The sequence below is a fragment of the Amycolatopsis sp. NPDC045836 genome (assembly GCF_056431745.1).
In genome coordinates this window covers 100,204-125,529 of record NZ_JBWKKF010000003.1, presented here as the reverse complement: position 1 = coordinate 125,529, position 25,326 = coordinate 100,204, and the positions used below count along the sequence as shown (strand labels likewise).

Annotated in this window: 2 protein-coding genes; both read left to right on the top strand. The window is 68.8% G+C overall.

Annotated features, from left to right (window positions below; translation table 11 throughout):
* Positions 1 to 10: 10 nt before the first annotated feature.
* A complete protein-coding gene (locus AC07EG_RS05600) occupies positions 11 to 15,214 on the top strand; it encodes an SDR family NAD(P)-dependent oxidoreductase (RefSeq protein ID WP_478252151.1) in 15,204 nt (5,067 codons plus the stop codon).
* Complete coding sequence (locus tag AC07EG_RS05595; protein WP_478251826.1) at positions 15,138 to 25,313, top strand: type I polyketide synthase; 10,176 nt, start codon at positions 15,138 to 15,140, stop codon at positions 25,311 to 25,313. The genes AC07EG_RS05600 and AC07EG_RS05595 overlap by 77 nt, the downstream gene beginning before the upstream one ends.
* Positions 25,314 to 25,326: the final 13 nt, after the last annotated feature.

Genomic DNA, 25,326 nt, shown 5'->3' with positions numbered 1-25,326 from the left:
GCGAGCGTGAATCCTTCTTTGGCCTCGAACGGGAGTTTTACCGATGGCGGATAACCAGGAACTGCTCGACCACCTCAAGTGGGCGATGGGCGAGCTCAGGCAGGCTCGGAAACAACTGCGCGAGGTCGAGGACAGTGCACGGGAGCCGATCGCGATCGTCGGGATGGCATGCCGCTTCCCGGGCCGGGTGAGTTCGCCGGAGGGCTTGTGGCAGCTGGTCGCCAATGGTGCCGACGGGATTTCGGCCTTCCCGGACGACCGCGGTTGGGACGCGGCGGATTCCTTGGCGCAGTTCTCCCTTCGTGAGGGTGGGTTCCTGTCCGACGCGGGTGCGTTCGATCCCGGCTTCTTCGGGATCTCGCCGCGTGAGGCGTTGACGATGGACCCGCAGCAGCGGCTGTTGCTGGAGATGTCGTGGGAGGTGTTCGAGCGGGCCGGCATCGACCCGCAGTCGTTGCGCGGCGACGACGTCGGGGTCTTCGTCGGCACCAACGGGCAGGACTACCTCTTCCGGCTGGATGGCGAACCCGGGGGAGAAAGCCAGGCGCACTGGAGCACCGGTAATGCGGCGAGTGTGCTGTCGGGTCGGGTTTCGTACACCTTGGGTTTCGAGGGTCCGGCGGTGACGGTGGACACGGCCTGTTCGTCGTCACTGGTGGCGCTGCACTTGGCGGTGCAGTCCCTCCGCCAGGGCGAGTGTTCGCTGGCGGTGGCCGGTGGGGTGACCGTGTTGTCGACCCCCTTGGCCTTCGCCGAGTTCTCCCGGCAGGGTGCCCTGGCGTCGGATGGGCGGTGCAAGTCGTTCGCCGAGTCCGCCGATGGCACCGGTTGGGGTGAGGGTGTCGGCCTCCTGCTGGTGGAGCGGTTGTCGGACGCCCGGCGGAACGGGCACCAGGTCCTGGCTGTGGTGCGGGGTTCGGCGGTGAACCAGGATGGTGCGTCGAATGGGCTGACGGCGCCGAATGGTCCCTCGCAGCAGCGGGTGATCCGGGAGGCGCTGGCCAACGCGCGGGTTCCCGCTGATCAGGTCGATGTCGTGGAGGCGCACGGCACCGGCACCACGTTGGGTGATCCGATCGAGGCGCAGGCGTTGCTGGCGACGTACGGGCAGGATCGGCCGGCTGACCGTCCGTTGTGGCTTGGGTCGATCAAGTCGAACATCGGCCATACGCAGGCGGCTGCGGGTGTCGCCGGGGTGATGAAGATGGTGCAGGCGATTCGGCACGGGATGCTGCCGAAAAGCTTGCACATTGACGAGCCCTCGTCGCACGTGGACTGGTCGGCGGGCGCGGTCGAGTTGCTGACCGAAGCGAAACGGTGGCCGGCGGCGGAATGGCCGCGGCGCGCCGGGGTGTCGTCGTTCGGGATCAGCGGCACCAACGCGCACGTGATCCTGGAGCAGGCGCCGGCGCCGGAGGAGGCGCCTGCCGAGGAGCAGACGCCGGGCCGTGGCCTGGAGGTGGTGCCGTGGGTCATCTCGGCAAGGACCTCGCAGGCGTTGCGGGCGCAAGCTGAGCGCTTGGTGTCCTTCGTGAACCGTGAGGTTGGGCTTTCGCCGGTGGATGTGGGGTATTCGCTGGCGACGACGCGTGCGGGTCTGGAGCGCCGTGCGGCAGTGGTGGGCGGCGACCGGGACGACCTGCTGGCGGGGTTGCGGGCCCTCGCGGAGGGACGCGGCGCCGCAGGGGTGGCCGAAGGCTCGGCGGCCAGGGGGAAGACCGCGTTCCTGTTCGCCGGTCAGGGTTCGCAACGTGCGGGGATGGGCCGGGAGTTGTACGGGGTTCATCCGGTGTTCGCGGCGGCGTTCGATGCCGTCTGCTCGGAGCTGGACCAGCACCTGGACCAGCCGGTGAAGGAGGTCGTCTTCGCCGGTGGTGACCTGCTGGACCAGACGCTGTGGGCCCAGGCGGGCTTGTTCGCCTTCGAGGTGGCGTTGTTCCGCCAGCTGGAGTCCTGGGGCGTGGCACCGGATGTCGTGGGCGGGCATTCGATCGGTGAGCTGGCGGCCGCGCACGTCGCCGGAGTGCTGACGCTCGAGGACGCAAGCCTGCTGGTGGCCGCGCGGGGGCGGTTGATGCAGGCGTTGCCCGGAGTTGATCCAGTGTCGCGCAGCGGCTCCGTTGGGGGTGGCGATGGGCGACGGGTGGGCGGTGCGATGGTGGCGCTTCAGGCGACCGAGGCCGAGGTGCGGCCGTCGCTGGCGGGCAAGGAATCCCAGGTCGGTATCGCGGCGGTCAACGCACCGGACTCGGTGGTGGTGTCCGGAGACGAAGGTGTGGTGTTGGAGGTCGCGGCGCGGTGGGCGGCCGAGGGGCGCCGGACCAAGCGATTGCGGGTGAGCCACGCGTTCCATTCACCACACGTGGAACCCATGCTCGACGAGTTCCGCAGGCTGGCCGAGGGTATCGGGTACAGTGACCCGCGAATCCCGATCGTGTCCAATGTGTCCGGTGAACTCGCTGCGGCGTATTCGGCGGACTACTGGGTTCGGCACGTGCGGGAAGCGGTGCGGTTCAGCGACGGGGTGCGCGCTCTGGAGGCGCACGGTGTCACCAGGTTCGTGGAGATCGGCCCGAGCAGCGCGCTGACCTCGATGATCGGCGAATCGCTCACCACCGACGCGGTGCTCGTCCCCGCGCAGCGGAAGAACCGCGGTGAAGCACAAGCACTCGGCGAAGCCCTGGCCACGCTCCACGTCCACGGCAGCCCGGTGGACTGGGCGGCGTTCTTCGACGGAACCGGCGCACACAAGGTCGACCTGCCGACCTACCCCTTCCAGCGGCAGAGCTACTGGCTGGAACTGGTCAGCCGGGCGCGGCGCAACGACGCCACAGCGGACCTCTGGCGGTATCGGGTCACCTGGAAACCGCTCACCACCACGCCGTCCGCGGGTGCGGGCAGCTGGCTGGTCGTGGTTCCCGGCAGCCATGCCGAGGACGCGGGGGCGAGCGCTGTCCTGCAGGGTTTGCCGGGGCGCCGAATGGTGGTTTCCGGCTCGGATGCTCCCGAGGTGATCACCGACCGCCTGCGTCAAGCCTTGGCCGAGGGTCCGGTGACGGGCGTGCTGTCCTTGCTGGCCCTCGACGAACAGCCGTTGGCGGGATTCCCGGCGGTGCCTTCCGGGTTGGCGAAGACGGTCGATCTGGTGCAGGCGTTGCACACGGCCGGCTGTGGTGTGCGCATGTGGGCGGTGACCCGACGTGCGGTGTCGGTGGAACGCGCGGAGGGCGTGGCGAGCGCCGCTCAGGCCGCGGTCTGGGGCCTGGGCCGGGTGGTGGCACTGGAACACCCGGATTGCTGGGGTGGGTTGGTCGATCTGCCCGAGCGGTGGGACGAGCCGGCGATCGCCCGTCTGGCCGAGGTGCTGTCGGGCGCCGAGGACCAGGTGGCGGTGCGCGAGGCCGGGGTGTTCGGCCGGCGGCTGGCGCATGCCGGATCCCCGGCTGCCGGCGGTGAGTGGACGCCGAGGGGCACGGTCCTGGTGACCGGTGGTACCGGTGCGTTGGGTGCGAGGGCGGCGCGGTGGCTGGCCGGCCAGGGCGTGGAGCACCTCGTGCTCACCAGCCGCCGAGGCCGGGAGGCGCCGGGCGCTGACGAGCTGGAGGCGGAGCTGACCGCGCTGGGAGCTCGGGTGACGATCGTGGCGTGCGATGTCGCCGACCGCGACTCGGCGGCGGAGCTGGTTGCCGGGTTCCCGATAACCGGAGTTGTCCACGCGGCGGGATCACCGGACTCGGCCCCGCTCGTCGCCGGCACCCCGGACCACCTCCAGGAAGCACTGGCGGCGAAGGCCCTCGGTGCGGCGAACCTGGACGAGCTACTGGGCGACCGGCCGCTGGATGCCTTTGTGCTGTTCTCGTCGATCGCCGGGGTGTGGGGCAGCGCCAACCAGGCGGCCTATGCCGCGGCGAACGCGTTCCTGGACGCGTTGGCCGAGCAGCGCCGTTCCAGGGGCCTCGCGGCGACCGCGATCGCGTGGGGCCCGTGGGCCGGAGGCGGGATGGTCACCGCGGAAGGGGCCGGGCTGCTGCGCCGCCGCGGGGTGACGCCGATGGCGCCCGGACTCACCATCACCGCGTTGCAGCAGGCGCTCGAAGCGGACGAGACGAACGTGGTCGTCGCGGACGTGGACTGGGAGCTGTTCGCGCCGACCTTCAACGCGGCCCGCCCGAGCCCGCTGCTCGGTGACCTGCCCGAAGTGCGACAGGCACTCGACGAACCGAACACCGGCGCCGGTGGCTCGCTGCTCGACGACCGCCTCGCCGGGCTGCCCCCTGGCGAGCAGGACCGCGTGCTCCTGGAACTGGTCCGCACAGAGACCGCGAAAGTGCTGGGACACCCGGGCCCGGAAAGCGTCGAACCCGACCGGGCGTTCCGCGACCTCGGCTTCGACTCCCTGATGGCGGTCGAGTTCCGCAACGGACTCGGCGCGAGCACCGGGACCCAGCTGCCTGCCACCGTGGTCTTCGACCACCCGACCCCCAACGCGGTCGTCGAATACCTGCGCATGGAATTGCTCGGCCTGGCCGAACAGGCCGCGGCACCGGTGACGGTGGCGGCCGACCCGGGCGAGCCGATCGCGATCATCGGGATGGGCTGCCGCCTGCCGGGTGGGGTGGCCACCCCCGAAGAGTTCTGGCGTTTGGTGTCCGACGGCATCGACGCCATCACCGGGTTCCCCACCGACCGGGGCTGGGATCTGGACGCGCTCCACCACCCGGACCCGCAGCACAAGGGCACCAGTGACACGCGCTCAGGCGGATTCCTCACCGACGCGGCCGACTTCGACCCTGGCTTCTTCGCCATTTCGCCACGCGAAGCCCTCGCGATGGACCCCCAGCAGCGCCTGCTCCTCGAGGTGGCGTGGGCGACCTTCGAACAGGCCGGCATCAACCCGCATTCGCTGCGCGGCAGCCGGACCGGTGTCTTCGTCGGCTCCGGCTATTCCGGCTACGGCACCGACTTCAGCGGGACCGCGGAGGAGTTCGCCGGCCACCTGATGACCGGAAACGCGAGCTCCGTGCTGTCCGGTCGCCTCTCCTATGTCTTCGGGTTCGAGGGTGCTGCGGTGACGGTGGACACGGCCTGCTCGTCGTCGCTGGTCGCCCTCCACATGGCCGCCCAATCCCTGCGGGCGGGCGAATGCACGGTCGCGCTGGCCGGTGGGGTGACGGTGATGGCGAACTCCGGTGCGTTCGTGGAGTTCTCGCGGCAGGGCGGGTTGGCGGTGGATGGGCGGTGCAAGTCGTTCGCCGAGGCCGCGGACGGCACGGGTTGGGGTGAGGGTGCTGGGCTGCTCCTGCTCGAGCGGTTGTCGGATGCACAGGCCAACGGGCATGAGGTTCTGGCTGTGGTGCGTGGCTCTGCGGTGAACCAGGATGGTGCGTCGAACGGGCTGACGGCGCCCAATGGTCCGTCGCAGCAGCGGGTGATCCGGGCGGCGTTGGCCAACGCGGGCCTTGATCCGTCCGACGTGGACGCCGTGGAGGCGCACGGAACCGGGACAACCCTCGGTGATCCGATTGAGGCGCAGGCACTGCTGGCGACGTATGGCCGGGATCGGCCGGTGGATCGTCCGTTGTGGCTCGGTTCGGTGAAGTCGAACATCGGTCACGTGCAGGCGGCTGCGGGTGTGGCGGGTGTGGTGAAGATGGTGCAGGCGATGCGGTATGGGGTGTTGCCGAAGAGCCTGCACATCGACGAGCCGTCGTCGCACGTGGATTGGTCGGCGGGTGCGGTGGAGCTGTTGACGGAGTCGAGGTCGTGGCCGGTCGTGGGGCGGCCGTGGCGTGCTGGGGTGTCGTCGTTCGGGATCAGCGGCACCAACGCGCATGTGATCCTGGAACAAGCACCGCGGCCGGTGGCTGCCCCTGCCGAGGGGCCGGACCGTGAGTTGGGTGTGGTGCCGTGGGTGCTCTCGGCCAAGACGCCGGAAGCCCTGCGGGAGCAGGCTCGGCGGCTGGCCGCGTCGGTGCGTTCTGATGAGGACCTTTCGCCGCTGGATGTGGCGTTTTCGCTGGCGACGACGCGCGCGTCGCTGGAGTATCGGGCTGCGGTGACCGCTGGTGATCGGGATGGGTTCCTGCGTGGTCTGGAGGGGGTTGCCGCCGGTGAGGTGCCGGCGGTGTCGGCGGAGGGTGCTGGTGGTGTGGTGTGGGTGTTCCCGGGCCAGGGCTCGCAGTGGACCGGCATGGCCGTGGACCTGCTGGAGTCCAGTCCGGTGTTCGCGCGGTGCCTGGGCGAGTGCGCGGCGGCGTTGGATCCGTTCGTGGACTGGTCGCTGCTGGACGTGCTGCGCGGGGTGGAGGGCTCACCGGATTTGGGTCGGGTGGATGTGGTGCAGCCGGTGTTGTGGGCGGTGATGGTGTCGCTGGCCGAGCTGTGGCGCGGGTGTGGCGTGGTGCCCGCCGCGGTGGTGGGGCATTCGCAGGGTGAGATCGCGGCGGCGTGTGTGGCGGGGGCGTTGTCGCTGGCGGACGGCGCGCGGGTGGTGGCGTTGCGCAGCCAGGCGCTGGTGGCCTTGGCTGGTGCTGGGGGCATGGTGTCGGTGGCCGAACCGACAGAACAGGTGCGCCGGCGCATCGAGGCGTGGCGCGGCCGGGTGTCGGTGGCGGCGGTGAACGGTCCGGGTTCGGCGGTGGTGTCGGGTGATGTGGATGCGCTGGACGAGCTGGTCGCCGCGTGTCTGGACGAGGGGGTGCGGGTCCGTCCGGTGCCGGTGGACTACGCGTCGCATTCGCCGCACGTGGAGGCCCTCCACGACGACATCGTCGAGGCCCTTTCGCCGATCACCCCGGTGACCGGTGGTGTTCCGTTCTACTCCACGGTCACCGGTGGGTTGATCGATACGGCGGCATTGGACGCGGAGTACTGGTTCCGCAATCTGCGGCACACCGTGGAATTCGAGGACACCACCCGCGCGTTGCTGGCCGACGGGTACCGGGTCTTCGTGGAATCGAGCCCGCACCCGGTGCTGACCGTGGGGATCCAGGAGACCATCGAGGACGCTGGTTTCGCCGCGGCGGCGGTGGGGACCTTGCGTCGTGATGACGGTGGGCTGGACCGGTTCACGACCTCGCTGGGCGAGGCGCACACCCACGGCGCGGCGGTCGACTGGGAGGTGTTCTTCACCGGCACCGGCGCACGCAGGGTGGAGTTGCCGACGTATGCGTTCCAGCGGCAACGCTACTGGCTGGACACACGCGCCCCGGCCGGGGACGCGCGCGACTTCGGTCTCATCGCGGCCGACCACCCGTTGCTGGGTGCCGCCGTGGGGCTGGCCGATTCGGATCGCGTGGTGTTCACGGGCAGTCTGTCCCTGGAAGCACAACCCTGGCTGGCGGACCACGCCGTGATGGACACGGTGCTGTTCCCCGGGACCGGGTTCGTCGAGCTCGCCTTCCAGGCCGGTGATCGGGTTGGCTGCGATGTGGTCGAGGAGCTCACTCTGGAAGCCCCGCTGGTCTTGCCGGATCAGGGTGGGGTTCAGGTCCAGGTCGTGGTCGGGGGCGCCGATGAGTCCGGTAGCCGGTCGGTGAGTGTGCACACCCGGCCGAACGACTTCGTGGCCGGGGACGGGCTGGAGCGGCCGTGGACCCGGCACGCCACGGGTGTCCTGGGGACCGGAGCCGAGACGGCGTCGTTCGACCTGACGGCCTGGCCGCCTGCGGGGGCTGTGCCGTTGGAGACCGCCGATCTCTACGATCGGTTCTCCGAGGCCGGGCTCGATTATGGGCCTGTTTTCCAGGGTCTGACGGCGGCGTGGCAACACGGGGACGAGGTCTTCGCCGAGGTGGCGCTGGGTGAGAACGGGGCCGGCGAGGCGGGTTCGTTCGGGATTCACCCGGCGTTGCTGGATGCGGTTCTGCACGCGATGGGCCTGGCTGGGGCTCGGCAGCGGGGTGGAACGCGGTTGCCGTTCGCGTGGACCGGGGTGTCGTTGTTCACGCGTGGTGCGTCGGTGTTGCGTGCTCGGTTGGCTCCGGTGGGTCCGGGTGGTGTGTCGGTGGAGTTCGCCGACGGCGACGGGGTTGCGGTGGGGGTGGTCGAGTCGTTGGTGACGCGCCCGGTGTCGGTGGAGCAGTTGCGGGCGGCGCGCCGTGGTGATGACGGTTCGTTGTTCCGCCTTGAGTGGGTGGAGCCGTCGGGTGTTGCTGGTGTCGTGCCGGCGCGGTGGGGTGTGCTGGGTGATCAGCTCGCTGAGTTGTCCGATGTGGCTGGGTTGGCGGTGGTTCGGCACGGTGACGTGGCTTCGCTGGTTGAGGATGCGGTGCCGGATGTGGTGCTGGTCGAGTGCCTGCCCGGCGGTGTGGGTGCGGATGCGGTGCGGCGTGTGGTGGGTTCCGTGCTGGGCGTGCTCCGGTCGTGGCTCGCGGATGAGCGGTTGGCGGATGCTCGGCTGGTGGTGGTGACGCGGGGCGCGGTGGATGGTGGGGACCCGGCGGCCGGCGCGGTGTGGGGTTTGGTGCGGTCGGCGCAGTCGGAGCACCCGGGTCGGTTCGTGCTGGCCGATGTCGATCACGACCGGGAGTCGTTCGAGGCGTTGCCGGCGGCGCTTGCGTTGGACGAGCCGCAGGTGGCGATCAGTGGTGGTGTGGTGCGGGTGCTGCGGTTGCAACGCGCAGCGGCCCTGTCCGATCGGGTGCTCGACGAGGGCGGTGTTCCCGGTTTTGCCTCGCAGGGCACCGTGTTGATCACTGGGGGTACTGGGACCCTGGGTGGTTTGGTGGCTCGGCATCTCGTGGGAGCGCACGGCGTGGGGCACGTGGTGTTGACCAGTCGGCGTGGGAACGAGGCGCCGGGTGCGGTTGAGCTGGTCGCTGAGCTCACCGAGTTGGGTGCTGAGGTGACGGTCGCGGCGTGTGATGCGGCTGATCGGGAAGCGTTGGCGGATCTCCTGGCCCGCATTCCGGCGGAGCACCCGTTGACCGGTGTGGTGCACGCCGCCGGAGTGCTCGACGACGGTGTGATCGAATCGCTCACCCCGGAGCGTCTCGACGCCGTGTTGCGCCCGAAGGTGGACGCGGCGGTGAACCTGCACGAGTTGACCGGCGACCTCGACCTGGAGGCGTTCATCCTGTTCTCAGGGTTGGCTGGGGTGTCCGGCAGTGCGGGCCAGGGCAGTTATGCGGCGGCGAATGCGTTCTTGGACGGGTTGGCGCAGTACCGGCGGGCGCAGGGGCTTGCGGCCGTGTCGTTGGCGTGGGGTTTGTGGGAACAGTCCAGTGAGATGACCGGCGACGTGGATGTCGATCGAGCGGCCGCGCACGGTGTCGTCCCGTTGACCACCGAGGCAGGGCTCGCGTTGTTCGACGCAGCCCTCGGCGCGGGGGACGGAGTGCTGGTTCCAGCGGGTGTGGACACGAGTGCGCTGCGGGCTGGTGAGCAGGTTCCGCATTTGTTCCGCGGTGTGGTGCGAGGGCCGGCGCGGCGCGCGAGCAGGTCCGGTTCTGGTTCGGCGGAGGTGTGGCGGCGACGGTTGGCCGGCGTGGCCGAGGCCGAGCGGGAACAGCTGTTGGTTGAGCTGGTCCGCACGCAGGTGGCCGGTGTACTGGGCTTCACCGAGCCCGAGGCGATCGGGGCGGGTCGGGCGTTCGCCGATCTCGGATTCGATTCGCTGACCGCGCTGGAACTGCGCAATCGCCTGAACACCGGCACCGGCCTGAGGCTCCCCGCGACTCTCGTCTTCGACTATCCCACGCCTACCGCCCTCGCCCGCTACCTGTGCACCCGGCTCGTCGGCGCCGACACCCGGCCTGCCGCACCGGCTGTGGTGGCCAAGTCCACCGAGGAGCCGATCGCCATCGTGGGAATGGCCTGCCGCTTCCCCGGCGGAGCGAATTCACCGGAAGCGTTCTGGGAGCTGGTGTCCGCTGAGCGAGACGCTATTTCTGGTTTTCCGGACGACCGAGGCTGGGAGCTCCCTGAATCCGAGAACGGTTATGCCCGTGCGGGCGGGTTCTTGTATGACGCGGTGGAGTTCGATCCTGGCTTTTTCGGAATTTCGCCGCGTGAGGCGTTGGCGATGGATCCGCAGCAGCGGTTGTTGCTGGAAACCTCGTGGGAGGCATTCGAACGGGCCGGGATCGACCCGGAGTCGTTGCGCGGTAGCGCGACCGGGGTGTTCGCGGGCGTGATGAACCATGAACACGGCCTGCGCTCCTGCGTGATGCCGGAGGGTGTGGAGATGTACCTCCCCAGCGGGAACGCGGCGAGTATCGCCTCGGGTCGGGTGTCCTATGTGTATGGGTTTGAGGGTCCTGCGATCACGGTGGACACCGCCTGTTCCTCTTCTCTCGTGGCATTGCACCTGGCGATGCAGTCCCTCCGCCAGGGCGAATGCTCGCTGGCTCTGGCCGGTGGGGTGACGGTGTTGCCGACCCCCGCGATCTTTGCGGAGTTCTCCCGGCAGCGCGGGCTGGCGTCGGACGGCCGGTGCAAGCCGTTCGCCGATGCGGCTGACGGAGCTGGGTTCTCCGAGGGTGCCGGGTTGTTGTTGGTGGAGCGGTTGTCGGATGCCCGGCGGCTGGGGCATGAGGTGCTGGCTGTGGTGCGTGGTTCCGCGGTGAACCAGGATGGTGCGTCGAACGGGTTGACGGCACCGAATGGTCCGTCGCAGCAGCGGGTGATTCGTCAGGCGTTGGCCAACGCCGGGGTGTCGGCTGATCAAGTCGACGTCGTGGAGGCACACGGAACGGGAACGACCCTCGGGGATCCGATCGAGGCGCAGGCGTTGCTGGCGACCTATGGGCGGGACCGGCCCGCGGATCGTCCGCTGTGGCTTGGTTCGGTGAAGTCGAACATCGGCCACACGCAGGGAGCTGCTGGTGTGGCTGGGGTGATGAAGATGGTGCAGGCGATGCGGCACGGCGTGTTGCCGCGGAGCCTGCACATTGATGAGCCGTCTTCGCATGTGGACTGGCGGGAGGGTTCGGTCGAGCTGTTGACCGAACCCCGGCCGTGGCCGGAGGCGGAGCGGCCGCGGCGTGCTGGTGTGTCGTCGTTCGGGGTCAGTGGCACGAACGCGCATGTGATCCTCGAGCAGGCACCGGAACCGGAAGAGGTGCCGAACTCGGAGCAGGCTCCCGTCGAAGCAGGGTCGAGTCGTTTCTCGGACGTGGTGCCGTGGGTGTTGTCGGCGAAGACCGAGCCGGCGTTGCGGGAGCAGGCTGCGCGTTTGCGGTCTCTGGTGGATTCGCGGGTTGAGTTGTCGGCCGTGGATGTGGCGTTTTCGCTGGCGACGAAGCGGGCTGCGCTGGAGTACCGGGCTGCTGTCGTGGCCAGTGACCGGGACGCCTTCTTGCGCGGCCTGGACGGGGTGGCCGCCGGTGGTGCGCCGGTGGTGGCGGCGCAGGGTTCTGGTGGGGTGGTGCTGGTCTTTCCGGGACAGGGTTCGCAGTGGGCCGGTATGGCCCTGGAACTCCTGGATTCGAGTCCGGTCTTTGCGGAGCGGTTGACGGAGTGCGCGGCGGCGTTGGAGCCGTTTGTGGATTGGTCACTGCTGGATGTGCTGCGCGGGGTCGGGGGTGCGCCGTCGTGGGAGCGGGTGGATGTGGTGCAGCCGGCGTTGTGGGCGGTGATGGTGTCGCTGGCCGAGCTGTGGCGGGCGCACGGTGTGCGGCCGGCGGCGGTGGTGGGTCATTCGCAGGGGGAGATCGCGGCGGCGTGTGTCGCCGGTGCGCTGTCGTTGCAAGACGGGGCACGGGTGGTGGCGTTGCGCAGCCGAGCGTTGCTGGCTTTGTCGGGCGCGGGTGGGATGGTGTCGGTGCCGGAGCCGGTGGCACGGGTGTGGCAGCGGATCGAGCCGTTCGGTGGGCGGATTTCGGTGGCGGCGGTGAACGGCCCCGGTTCGGTGGTGGTCTCGGGTGAGGTGGGTTTGCTGGACGAGTTGATCGCCGCGTGTGAGGGCGAGGGTGTGCGGGTTCGCCGGGTTCCGGTGGACTATGCGTCGCATTCGTCGCAGGTGGAGCAGATCCATGACGAGTTGCTGGAGGTGTTGGCGCCCATTACGCCGACCCCTGGGGATGTTCCGTTCTATTCGACGGTGACCGGCGGGCTGGTCGACACCGCTGCTCTGGACGCTGAGTACTGGTTCCGGAATCTGCGGCAGACGGTGAAGTTCGAAGAGACCACGCGTGCGTTGCTGGCTGATGGGTATCGCGTGTTCGTGGAATCCAGCCCGCACCCGGTGGTCACGGTCGGCATCCAGGAAACCATCGACGACACCGGTATCGCCGCAGCGGCTATCGGCACACTGCGTCGTGATGACGGCGGGCTGGACAGGTTCATGACCTCGCTGGGCGAGGCGCACTCCCACGGTGCCGCCATCGACTGGATCACCTTCTTCGCCGGCACCGGCGCACGCAAAGTGGACCTGCCGACGTATGCGTTCCAGCGGCAGCGCTATTGGCTGGATGCGGCGACGCAGGTCGGTGATGCCGGGGGCCTCGGGCTGACCGCGACCGAGCACCCGTTGCTGGGTGCGGCCGTTGGACTGCCCGATTCGGATGGCGTGTTGCTCACCGGGCGGCTGTCCGTGGAGTCGCAGCCGTGGTTGGCCGATCATGCGGTGTTGGGGCCGGTGTTGTTCCCGGGGACGGGGTTCGTTGAGCTCGCCTTCCAGGCCGGCGATCAGGTCGGTTGCGATGTGCTCGAGGAACTGACCCTGGAAGTTCCGCTGGTGCTACCGGACAGGGGCGGGGTTCAGGTCCAGGCGGTGGTCGGCGGCATCGAGGAGTCCGGTAACCGGACGCTGGGTGTCTACTCCCGAGCCGATGGCCACGCAGGTCTGCAGGAGGCGTGGACCCGGCACGCCACCGGTGTGCTGGGAACGGGAGCCGGGGCACCCTCGTTCGACTTCACGGCCTGGCCACCAGCGGGAGCCGAGCCGGTGTCACTGGAGATCGGTGACTTCTACGAGCGGTTCGCCGATTTCGGGATCTACTACGGCCCGAACTTCCAGGGACTGACGGCGGCCTGGCGCCGCGGGAACGAGGTCTTCGCGGAGATCAGGCTCGGCGAGGGTGCGGCCCCGGAGACGGGTTCGTTCGCGGTCCATCCGGCGCTGCTCGACTCGGCACTGCATGCGATGGGTCTTTCCGCCGATCGGCAGGAGGGCGGCACGCAGCTGCCGTTCGCGTGGACCGGCGTCACGCTGTTTGCTTCGGGTGCCTCGGAACTGCGGGTGAAGATCGTGTCGGCGGGTTCGGACGGGGTATCGCTGGAGATCGCGGACGGTGGCGGCAGCCCGGTGATGGCAGCGGATTCACTGGTTCTGCGCCCGGTGTCGGCCGAGCAGGTCCGAGCCGCGCGGCCGGACGGCAGCGGCTCGCTGTTCCGGTTGAGCTGGACGGACCTGCCGGGTTCCCGGCCGCTCGCGGGTGGGGCGGTCCGACTGGCTGTGCTCGGCGAGCAGGTCGGCCGGCTCGAGAACCTGTCCGGCCTCAGCGACATCGAGGTCACCCAGCACACCGAGCTGGCCGCGGTGGACGAGGTGCCGGATCTGGTGCTCGTCGAATGCGGGTCCGGCGGCAGCGCGACGGCCACCGCCGCGCACCTCACCGCACGACAGACCCTCGCGCTGGTGCGGTCGTGGCTGGCGGACGAGCGGCTGACCGCCGCCCGGCTGGTGTTCGTCACGAGGGGCGCGGTGGCCACGGAGGACGGTGAAGACACCGGTGACCTGCCCGGCGCCGTGGTGTGGGGGCTCATCCGTTCCGCGCAGGCGGAACACCCCGGAAGGTTCGTCCTGCTGGACCTGGATGACCACGACGCCTCGATCCGGGCACTACCAGCCGCGCTCACGCACGACGAGCCACAGCTCGCGCTGCGTGGCGGTACGGTCCGGGTGCCGAGGCTCGACCGAGTTCCGGTGCCGGAGACGCGGCCGACGGCGTTCGAACCGGACGGCACGGTTCTGATCACGGGCGGCACCGGCACCCTCGGCGGGCTGATGGCCCGGCATCTCGTCGCGGAGCACGACGTGCGGCACCTGGTCCTGACCAGCCGACGAGGCGACGCCGCGCCGGGCGTCGCCGGACTGGTGGCCGAGCTCGGTGAACTCGGCGCCGAGGTCACGGTCTCGGCCTGCGACGCGGCCGACCGAAAGGCCCTGGCGGATCTCCTGGCCCGGATTCCGGCGGAGCACCCGCTGACCGGTGTGGTGCACACCGCGGGCGTCCTCGATGACGGCACGGTGGAATCGCTGACCCCGGAGCGGATCGACGCGGTGCTGCGTCCGAAGGTGGATGCGGCGGTGAACCTGCACGAACTGACCAAGGACCTCGAGCTCGGCGCATTCGTGTTGTTCTCCTCCCTCGCGGGTGTGCTCGGCTCTCCGGGGCAGGGCAACTACGCGGCGGCGAACGCCTTCCTGGACGTGCTCGCGCAGCACCGCCGCGCGCATGGCCTTCCGGCGCTGTCGCTGGCGTGGGGACTGTGGTCGCAGGCCAGCGAGATGACCGGGGATCTCGACGGGGCCGATGTCGACAGGATGCGGCGGTTCGGCATGACGGCGTTGTCCTCGGAGGAGGGCGTCGCACTGTTCGACGCCGCACTTGGTGCGGATGAGGCTGTCCTCGCTCCGGTGCATCTCGACGCCGCGTCGTGGAGGTCGCGGCCGGACGGGATTCCGGCAGTGTTGCGGGGCTTGGTGCGCGCTCCGTCGCGACGCACAGCGAAGGCCGGGGCGGGCTCGGCGGATGCTTTGCGGCAACGGCTCGCCGGACTGGACGAGGCAGCCGAACAGGAAAAGGTGCTGGTCGAACTCCTGCAGGTGCAGGTGGCCGGCGTGCTCGGATTCGACGCCCCGAGCGCGGTGAATCCGGAGCGGGCGTTCAACGAAATCGGCTTCGATTCGCTGACGGCGTTGGAACTGCGCAATGGCCTGAACGCGGCAACCGGGCTGCGGCTACCGGCGACCCTGGTGTTCGACTACCCCACGCCGAGCGCGCTTGCCAAGCACCTCCGGGCGCAACTTGCTCCGGACACCTCCAGCGACACGGGCGAAGACAAGGTCCGTCAACTGCTGCTGAACATTCCCATGACGCGCTTGCGCGACGCGGGGGTATTGGACACGCTGCTGGAGCTGGCCGGCGTGCGTCCGGACTCGACTGAACCGGGCAAGTCCGCCGAGTTGGTTGATTCGGTCGATTCGATGGACGCCGGCAGCCTCATCGAGCTGGTGTTGCAGAACCCCGGCCACCAGGACATTTGACGAGAAGGGTGGTTTGGCGATGACTGACCTCCAGGCCAAGGCCGTCGAAGCACTCCGACTGTCGGTCAAGGAAACGGAGCGGCTTCGCGAGCAGAACCGGAAGCTCACCGCGGCGCTGCGTGAGCCGATCGCCATCGTCAGTATGGCCTGCCGTTTTCCTGGTGGGGTGGGTTCGCCGGAGGCGTTGTGGGATTTGGTCTCTTCGGAGAGGGATGCGGTTTCCGGTTTTCCGGTGGATCGGGGGTGGGAGGCCGATGATTCCGGGGATGGTTATGCCCCTGTGGGCGGTTTCCTGTATGACGCGGCGGACTTCGATGCTGACTTTTTCGCCATTTCGCCGCGTGAGGCGTTGGCGATGGATCCGCAGCAGCGGTTGTTGCTGGAGACCGCGTGGGAGGTTCTTGAGCGTGCGGGTATTGATCCGCGGTCGTTGCGGGGCAGTGCGACCGGTGTTTTCGCGGGCGTGATGTATCACGACTACGGCATGCGTTCGAGTGTGGTGCCGGACGGTGTTGAGGCGTATCTCGGGAATGGGAACGCCGGGAGTGTGGCGTCGGGCCGGGTGTCGTATGTGTTCGGTTTCGAGGGTCCTGCGGTGACGGTGGATACGGCGTGTTCGTCGTCGTTGGTGGCATTGCACTTGGCGGTGCAGTCGTTGCGGTCGGGGGAGTGCTCGCTGGCGTTGGCCGGTGGGGTGACGGTGATGTCGACGCCTCAGCTCTTTTCCGAGTTTTCGCGTCAGGGTGGGCTGGCGTTGGATGGGCGGTGCAAGTCGTTCGCGGAGGCGGCGGACGGTGCCAGCTTCTCTGAGGGTGTTGGGTTGTTGTTGGTGGAGCGGTTGTCTGACGCTCGGCGCAATGGCCACCGGGTGTTGGCGGTGGTGCGGGGCAGCGCGGTCAACCAGGACGGTGCGTCGAACGGTTTGACGGCGCCGAATGGTCCGTCGCAGCAGCGGGTGATTCGCCAAGCCTTGGCCAATGCCGGGGTGTCGGCGGATCAGGTCGATGCGGTGGAGGCGCATGGCACTGGGACGACTCTCGGGGACCCGATCGAGGCCCAGGCGCTGCTGGCCACCTACGGTCAGGATCGGTCAAGTGATCGTCCGCTGTGGTTGGGGTCGGTGAAGTCGAACCTCGGGCACACGCAGGCAGCTGCTGGGGTGGCTGGTGTGATGAAGATGGTGCAGGCGATGCGGCACGGGGTGTTGCCGCGGAGCCTGCACATTGATGCGCCGTCTTCGCACGTGGATTGGTCGGCGGGTGCGGTGGAGTTGTTGGCCGAGCAGCGGCCGTGGGTGGCGGGTGAGTGGCCGCGGCGGGCTGGGGTGTCCTCGTTCGGCATCAGCGGCACCAACGCGCACGTGATCCTGGAGCAAGCTCCGGACGAGGCTCCCGCGCCGGACTCGCCCGGTGTCGAACCGGAGGTGGTGCCGTGGGTGTTGTCGGCGAAGAACGCGGAAGCGCTGCGGGGTCAAGCTCGTGCGTTGCGTGCGCGGGTGCGGGGTGATGAGCACGTTTCGCCGTGGGATGTGGCGTATTCGCTGGCGACGACCCGGACGGCGTTCGAGCACCGCGCGGTGGTGGTGGCTGGTGATCGGGACGGATTCCTCCGTGGTCTGGAGGCGGTTGCCGCGGGTGAGTTGACCTCTGGTGTGGTGCAGGGGGCTGCTCAGGGTTCTGGTGGTGTGGTGTTCGTGTTCCCGGGTCAGGGGTCGCAGTGGGCCGGGATGGCGACGGGGCTGCTGGAGTCGAGCCCGGTGTTCGTGCAGCGACTGGACGAGTGCGCCGCGGCGTTATCGCCGTTCGTGGATTGGTCCTTGCTGGATGTGCTGCGTGAGGTTGCGGGTGCGCCGTCGTTGGATCGGGTCGATGTGGTGCAGCCGGTGTTGTGGGCGGTGATGGTCTCGTTGGCCGAGGTGTGGCGTGCGCATGGGGTGGTGCCGGACGCGGTGGTGGGCCACTCCCAGGGTGAGATCGCCGCGGCGTGTGTGGCTGGTGGGTTGTCGCTGGAGGACGGGGCGCGGGTGGTGGCGCTGCGTAGTCAGGCGTTGACTGTTCTGGCTGGTCGTGGCGGCATGGTGTCGGTGGCGGAGCCGGTCGGGCGGGTGCGTGAGCGGATTGCTGAGTGGGGCGAGCGACTTTCGGTGGCGGCGGTGAACGGCCCGGTTTCGGTGGTGGTGTCGGGTGACCCGGGTGCCTTGGACGAGTTGATCACTGTGTGTGAGGCGGGGGGTGTGCGGGCTCGCCGGGTTCCGGTGGACTACGCCTCGCATTCGGTGCAGGTGGAGCAGATCCATGAGCAGCTGCGGGAAGTCCTGGCTTCGGTGTCGCCGGTGTCGGCTGCTGTGCCGTTCTACTCCACCGTGACTGGTGCGCTGATCGATACCGCGGGCCTGGGTGCGGAGTACTGGTTCCGCAACCTGCGGCAGACGGTGGAGTTCGAGCAGGTGACCCGCAGGCTGCTCGCTGATGGGCGTCAGGTGTTTGTGGAGGTCAGTCCGCACCCCGTGGTAGTGACCGGGTTGCAGGAGACCATTGAGGACGCTGATGTTCCTGCTACGGCGGTCGGGACGTTGCGTCGTGACGATGGTGGGTTGGATCGGTTCCTGCTTTCGTTGGGTGAGGCCCACGTTCGGGGTGCCGCCGTGGATTGGGAGAGGTTCTTCGCCGGGACGGGTGCTCGCCGGGTGGATCTGCCTACCTATGCCTTCCAGCGCCATCGCTACTGGTTGGACGCGGTGGCTCCGGCTGGTGATGCGCGGGGTCTTGGCCTGACCGCGACCGAGCACCCGTTGCTGGGTGCCGCCGTCGGCCTGCCCGATTCGGACGGTGCCTTGTTCACGGGTCGACTCGCTGTGGAATCACAGCCGTGGCTGGCTGATCACGCGGTGTTGGGTTCTGTGTTGTTCCCGGGAACGGGGTTTGTTGAGCTCGCGTTGCAGGCTGGTGCGCAGCTTGGGTGCGATGTGGTGGAGGAGCTGGTGCTCGAAGCTCCGCTGGTGTTGTCGGAGCGGGGTGGTGTGCAGGTTCAGGTCGTGGTCGCCGATGCCGACGATTCGGGTAGTCGGGCGCTGAACATCTACTCCCGACCGGACAACTCCGCCACCGAGGAAGCGTTGGTGCGGCCGTGGACCCGCCATGCCACCGGTGTGCTGGGGACGCGGACCGAGGTGCCCTCTTTCGACTTCACGACCTGGCCGCCGGTGGCAGCCGAGCCGGTGGAAATCGTTGGTGCCTATGAGCGGTTGGCTGACTTCGGGCTGGACTACGGCCCGGCTTTCCAAGGTCTGGTCAGCGTCTGGCGGCGCGGGAACGAGCTCTTCGCCGAAGTCGCGTTGGGTGAGGATGAGACTGGGCCGGGGGGTTCGTTCGGGATTCACCCGGCACTGCTGGACGCAGCTTTGCACGCGATCGCGGTGAGCACGTCGGCGGATGCCAGCGAGACCAGGTTGCCGTTTTCCTGGTCGGGTGTTTCGTTGCACGCGACGGGCGCATCGGTGGTGCGGGTGCGGATTTCGCCTGCCGGTTCTGACGATGTGTCGGTAGAGCTTGCCGATGGTGGTGGTGTGCCGGTTGCGGTTGTGGAGTCGCTGGTGACGCGTCCGGTGTCGGCCGAGCAGTTGCGGGCTGCGAGCCCTGGGAGTGGTCACTCGTTGTTCCGGGTGACCTGGGTTGAGTCGTCGGGTGTTGGGCGTGGTGGTGTGCCGGCGCGGTGGGGTGTGCTGGGTGACCAGCTGGCGGCGTTGTCCGGGCTGTCTGGTGTGGACCTTGTCCGTCGTGGTGACTTGGCCGCGTTGGCCGAGGATGAGGTGCCGGGGGTGGTGTTGGTTGAGTGTGGGTCGGATGGGGCGAGTGGCGGTGGGGTGCGTGGTGTGCTGGCTTGGGTGTTGGAGCTGGTGCAGTCGTGGGTTGCGGATGAGCGGTTCGGAAGTTCGCGGTTGGTGGTGGTGACGCGGGGTGCGGTGGATGGGGAGCTGGTGGGGGCTGCGGTGTGGGGGTTGGTGCGGTCGGCGCAGTCGGAGCATCCGGGCCGGTTTGTGCTGGTGGACGTGGACGGGAGTGCGGAATCGTGGGCAGTGCTGCCAGCGGCTCTGGAGTTGGATGAGCCCCAGGTGGCGTTGCGAGACGGTGTGGTCCGGGTGCCCCGGCTGGAACGGGTTCCGCTGGTGCCGGGTTCTGGGGGTGCTGTCTCGGGTGGCACGGTGTTGATCACCGGCGGTACCGGGGCCTTGGGCGGCCTGGTGGCACGCCATCTTGTGGTGGCCCACGGGGTGCGGCACCTGGTGTTGACCAGCCGTCGCGGGATGGCAGCACCGGGCGCAGGGCACCTGGTGGACGAGCTGACCGGGCTGGGCGCTGAGGTGAGCGTGGTGGCCTGTGACGTGGCTGATCGGGAGGCGCTGGCGAGCCTGCTGGCGCAGATCCCGGCCGAGTATCCGTTGACCGGTGTGGTGCACGCGGCGGGGGTGCTCGATGACGGGGTGGTGGAGTCGCTGACTCCGGAGCGGCTGGACACGGTGCTGCGGCCGAAGGTGGACGCGGCGCTGCACCTGCACGAGCTCACCCGTGAATACGACCTGAACGCGTTCATCCTGTTCTCCTCGATGGCCGGACTCCTCGGCGGCCCCGGCCAAGGGAACTACGCCGCGGCGAATGCGTTCCTGGATGCGCTGGCGTTGCGCCGCCGCGCGCAGGGGCTTCCGGCGGTGTCGCTGGCGTGGGGCTTGTGGGAGCAGGCCAGCGAACTGACCGGCGATGTGGACGTCGACCGGATGGCCGCCCACGGTGTTGTCCCGCTGACCACCGAGCAGGCACTAGCGCTCTTCGACACGGCTTTGGCCACGCAGGAGGGGGTGCTGGTTCCGGCTCGGGTGGATACGGCCGTGTTGCGATCCAGTGCTCAGATCCTGCCGTTGTTGCGTGGTGTGGTGGGTGGGCCGGTGCGGCGTGCGAGCAGGGCGGGTACCGGTTCGGCGGGGTCGTTGCGGCAACGCCTGACCGGCGTGGGTGAGCCCGAGCGGGAACGGATGTTGCTCGAGCTGGTCCGTACCCAGGTGGCGGGCGTGTTGGGCTTCACCGACCCGAACAGCGTCGGGGCGGATCGGGCGTTCACCGGTCTGGGGTTCGACTCCCTGACCGCGCTGGAACTGCGCAACCGCCTCAACACCGTCACGGGACTGCGACTTCCCGCCACTCTCATCTTCGACTACCCGAACCCCACCGTCCTCGCTAGGTACCTGCACAGCCAACTCGCCGGCACCAGCACCCAGCCAGCCGCAACAACCCCGACCACGCTGGCGCAACCCGACGAGCCCATCGCCATCGTGGGTATGGCCTGCCGCTTCCCCGGCGGCGTGCGATCGCCCGAGGATTTGTGGGACCTGGTCTTCACGGAGAAGGACGCGGTTTCTGAATTTCCGGTGGATCGCGGTTGGGAGGTCGAGGGGCTGTACACCGCTGATACGGAAAATGGTGGTGCCAACTACGAGGGCGGGTTCCTCGATGACGCAGTCGAATTCGACGCCGCTTTCTTCGGCATCTCGCCACACGAGGCGTTGGCGATGGATCCGCAGCAGCGGTTGTTGCTGGAGACCGCGTGGGAGGTGTTCGAGCGTGCCGGGGTTGATCCGCGGTCGTTGCGCGGCAGTGCGACGGGCGTTTTCGCGGGCGTGATGTACCACGACTACGGCATGCGCGCTGGTGCGGTACCCGAGGGCGCCGAGGCGTATCTCGGCAGTGGTAGTGCCGGGAGTGTCGCGTCGGGCCGGGTGTCGTATGTGTTCGGTTTTGAAGGTCCTGCGGTGACGGTGGATACGGCGTGTTCGTCGTCGTTGGTGGCGTTGCACCTGGCGGTGCAGTCGTTGCGGTCGGGGGAGTGCTCGCTGGCGTTGGCCGGTGGGGTGACCGTGCTGTCCAACCCCGGGGTTTTCGAGGACTTTTCGCGGCAGGGTGGGTTGGCGTCGGACGGGCGGTGCAAGTCGTTCGCGGAGGCGGCGGACGGTGCCAGCTTCTCTGAGGGTGTTGGGTTGTTGTTGGTGGAGCGGTTGTCTGACGCTCGGCGCAATGGCCACCGGGTGTTGGCGGTGGTGCGGGGCAGCGCGGTCAACCAGGACGGTGCGTCGAACGGTTTGACGGCGCCGAATGGTCCGTCGCAGCAGCGGGTGATTCGCCAAGCCTTGGCCAATGCCGGGGTGTCGGCCGATCAGGTCGATGCGGTGGAGGCGCACGGGACGGGCACGACTCTCGGGGACCCGATCGAGGCGCAGGCGTTGCTGGCGACCTATGGGCAGGACCGGCCTGCGGATCGTCCGTTGTGGTTGGGGTCGATCAAGTCCAACATTGGGCACGCCCAGGCGGCTGCCGGTGTGGCAGGTGTGATCAAGATGGTGCAGGCGATGCGGCACGGGATGTTACCCAAGAGCCTGCACATTGATGCGCCGTCGTCGCACGTGGACTGGTCGGCGGGTGCGGTGGAGTTGTTGGCCGAGCAGCGGCCGTGGGTGGGGGGCGAGTGGCCGCGGCGGGCTGGGGTGTCCTCGTTCGGCATCAGCGGCACCAACGCGCACGTCATCTTGGAACAAGCACCCGAGGAGACTCCTGCGCCGAACTCGTCCAGTGCTGTACCGGATGTGGTGCCGTGGGTGTTGTCGGCCAAGAACGAGGCGGCGTTGCGGGCGCAGGCTGGGCGGTTGGCTGCCCGGGTGCGGGGCGATGAGCACGTGTCGCCGCTGGATGTGGCGTACTCGTTGGCCACTGGTCGTGCTGGGTTGGAGCATCGTGCGGTGGTGGTGGCTGGTGATCGGGAGGGGTTGCTGCGGGGTGTGGATGCGGTTGCGGGGGGTGAGTGGCCGGTAGCGGCGGCTGCCGGTTCTGGTGGTGTGGTGTTCGTCTTCCCGGGTCAGGGGTCGCAGTGGGCCGGGATGGCGGCGCAGTTGCTGGAGTCGAGTCCGGTGTTCGCGGAGCGGTTGGGTGAGTGTGCTGCGGCGTTGTCCGCCTTTGTGGACTGGTCACTGCTGGACGTCGTGCGTGGGGTTGCGGGTGCACCGTCGTTGGAGCGGGTGGATGTGGTGCAGCCGGTGTTGTGGGCGGTGATGGTGTCGTTGGCCGAGGTGTGGCGTGCGCATGGGGTGGTGCCTTCGGCGGTGGTCGGCCACTCGCAGGGTGAGATCGCCGCGGCGTGTGTGGCTGGTGGGTTGTCGCTGGAGGATGGGGCCCGGATCTCGGCGCTGCGTAGTCGCGCGTTGACCGTTTTGGCTGGTCGTGGCGGCATGGTGTCGGTGGCGGAGCCGGTCGGGCGGGTGCGTGGTCTGGTCGAGCCGTTTGCCGGGCGAGTGTCGGTGGCGGCGGTGAACGGTCCGGTTTCGGTGGTGGTGTCGGGTGAGCCAGCCGCTTTGGATGAGTTGATTACCGCGTGTGAGGCGGGGGGTGTGCGGGCTCGTCGGGTTCCGGTGGACTATGCCTCGCATTCGGTGCAGGTGGAGCAGATCCATGAGCAGCTGCGGGAAGTCCTGGCTCCGGTGTCGCCGGTGTCGGCTTCGGTCCCGATGTATTCGACCGTGACCGGTGCGCTGATCGACACCGCGAGCCTGGGTGCGGACTACTGGTTCCGCAACCTGCGCCAGACTGTCGAACTGGAATCCACCACCCGCAGGCTGCTCGCTGATGGGTATCGGGTGTTCGTGGAGGTCAGTCCGCATCCGGTGCTGACGTTGGGGATCGAGGAGACCGTCGAGGACACCGGGATCGCCGCCTCCGCGACGGGCACGTTGCGTCGTGACGATGGTGGGTTGGACCGGTTCGTGACCTCGCTGGGTGCGGCTCACGCCCATGGCGCCGCGGTGGATTGGGAGGCGTTCTTCGCCGGGACCGGTGCTCGCCGGGTGGACCTGCCGACCTATCCGTTCCAGCGGCAGCGGTTCTGGCTGGAGGCGGGTGGTCCGGCTGCTGGGGTGGAGCCGGTGGAGGGGGAGTTCTGGCGGGCGGTGGAGCGGGCCGACGTTGATGCGGTGGCTGCTGAGTTGGCGGTGGACGGCGATGAGGTGCTTTCGTCGTTGGACGTGGTGCTTCCGGTGTTGTCTTCGTGGCGGCAACGGCGTCAGCAGAGGTCAGTGGTGGGTGGTTGGCGGTATCGGGTGCGGTGGAAGCGGTTGCCCGATCCCGTGCCCGTGACGCCTTCGGGCACCTGGCTGGTGGTCGTCCCGGACCACCCCAACGACGAATGGACCGGTCGCCTGCTGCACGGGCTTGCCGAGCGCGGCGTGCGGACCCACCAGATCGTGTTGCCGCGCACCAGTGGGGACCGCGCCGCGATCGCCGGGCAGTTGCGCGCGGCTGCCGAGGATCAGGTGACCGGTGTGCTGTCGCTGCTCGCGTTGGACGAACTGCCGCATCCGGACGCCTCTTCGGTACCCGGCGGCCTGGCCGGGATCGTGGCTCTCCTGCAGGCGATCGGTGACGTCGAACTCGGTGCCCGGATCTGGTCGGTGACCAGGAAGGCCGTGTCGGTCGCGGCCTCGGACGCCGTCGACAACCCGGCGCAGGCGCTGGTGTGGGGCTTGGGACCGGTGGCGCGGCAAGAGCTGCCGGACCGGTGGGCCGGCGTGGTGGACCTGCCGGACGACATCGACGACTCGATCGTGGGCAGGCTGTGCGAAGTACTGGCCGGTGCGGGTGAAGAGGACGAAGTGGCGTTGCGGCACGACGGGGCCTTTGCGCGTCGACTGGTCAGGGCCGAACAGGCCGTGCCCACCGAAGGAGTGGGTTGGACGCCGAAGGGGACCGTGCTGGTGACGGGCGGCACCGGGGCAATCGGCGGCCACGTTGCCAGGTGGCTCGCCGGACGGGGTGCCGAACACCTGCTGCTGACCAACCGCCGCGGGCAGGAGGCGCCGGGAGCCATGGAGCTGGCGGCCGAACTCACCGCCATGGGGACGAAGGTGACCGTGGTCGCCTGCGACGTGGCGGATCGGGCCGCCTTGGGGGAGCTGCTGCGCCAGATCCCGGCCGAATACCCGCTGACCGCGGTGATGCACACGGCGGCGATGCTGGACGACAGCGTGCTCGATTCGCTTTCCGTCGACCAGATGGGCCGCGTGCTGCGGATCAAGGCGGAAACCGTGCTCAGCCTGCACGAGCTCACCCAGGACTTCGAGCTGTCCGCGTTCGTCCTGTTCTCCTCGGCCGCGGGCCTGATGGGCGGAGCCGGCCAGGGCAACTACGCACCGGGCAACTCCTTCCTCGACGCCTTCGCCAGGTACCGGCGGGCCAACGGTTTGGTTGCCACCTCGGTGGCCTGGGGGCACTGGGCAGGTGGCGGTATCGGTGAGGGAACGGTCGAAGAGGGTCTTCACCGCAGCGGTGTGCGCTCCATGGCGCCCGAACTGGCGATCAAGGCCCTGCAACAGGTACTGGACGACGACGAGACCTTCCTCGCCGTGGCGGACATCGAGTGGGACCGGGCGGTGAAGGTCGCGATCGGCGGATCGCTGAGCCCGATTCTTCGCGACATCCCCGAAGTCCGGCAGCTGTTGGACCGCCCGGCCGATCCGAGCGGCGTGGTGGGCCCGGACACCTTGGCCGAGCGCCTCGCGGACCTGGGTGCGGCTGAACGGGAGCGAACAGTGCTCGATCTGGTGCGGACGGTGGTGGCCGCCGTGCTCGGCCATCCGACAGCCGAAGACGTCGAGCCGAAACGCGCCTTCCAGGATCTCGGCTTCGACTCGCTGTCCGCGGTGGCGCTGCGGAACCGGCTGAACGGGATGACCGGCATGAAACTGCCGGCGACCCTGGTGTTCGACTACCCGACGCCGTTGGCGCTCACCAAGCACATCCTGGCCGAGGTCATGGAAAGCGAGGACGGGCTGGGGGGCGACCGCGTGCTGCGCGAACTCGACCGGTTGGACGGCGTGTTCGCGATGCTGAACGCGGACGGGCTCGAGGACGGCGCTCGCACGGACATCACGGCGCGGTTGAAGGGCCTGCTTTCGACGTGGAACCAGAGAAGCGGGCAGAACGAGAAAGGCCCTTCGGTCGGCATCGCCGACTCCACGACGGACGACGAACTCTTCAGCTTCATCGACCAGCGGTTCGGAAAATCATGAACAACGACGCACG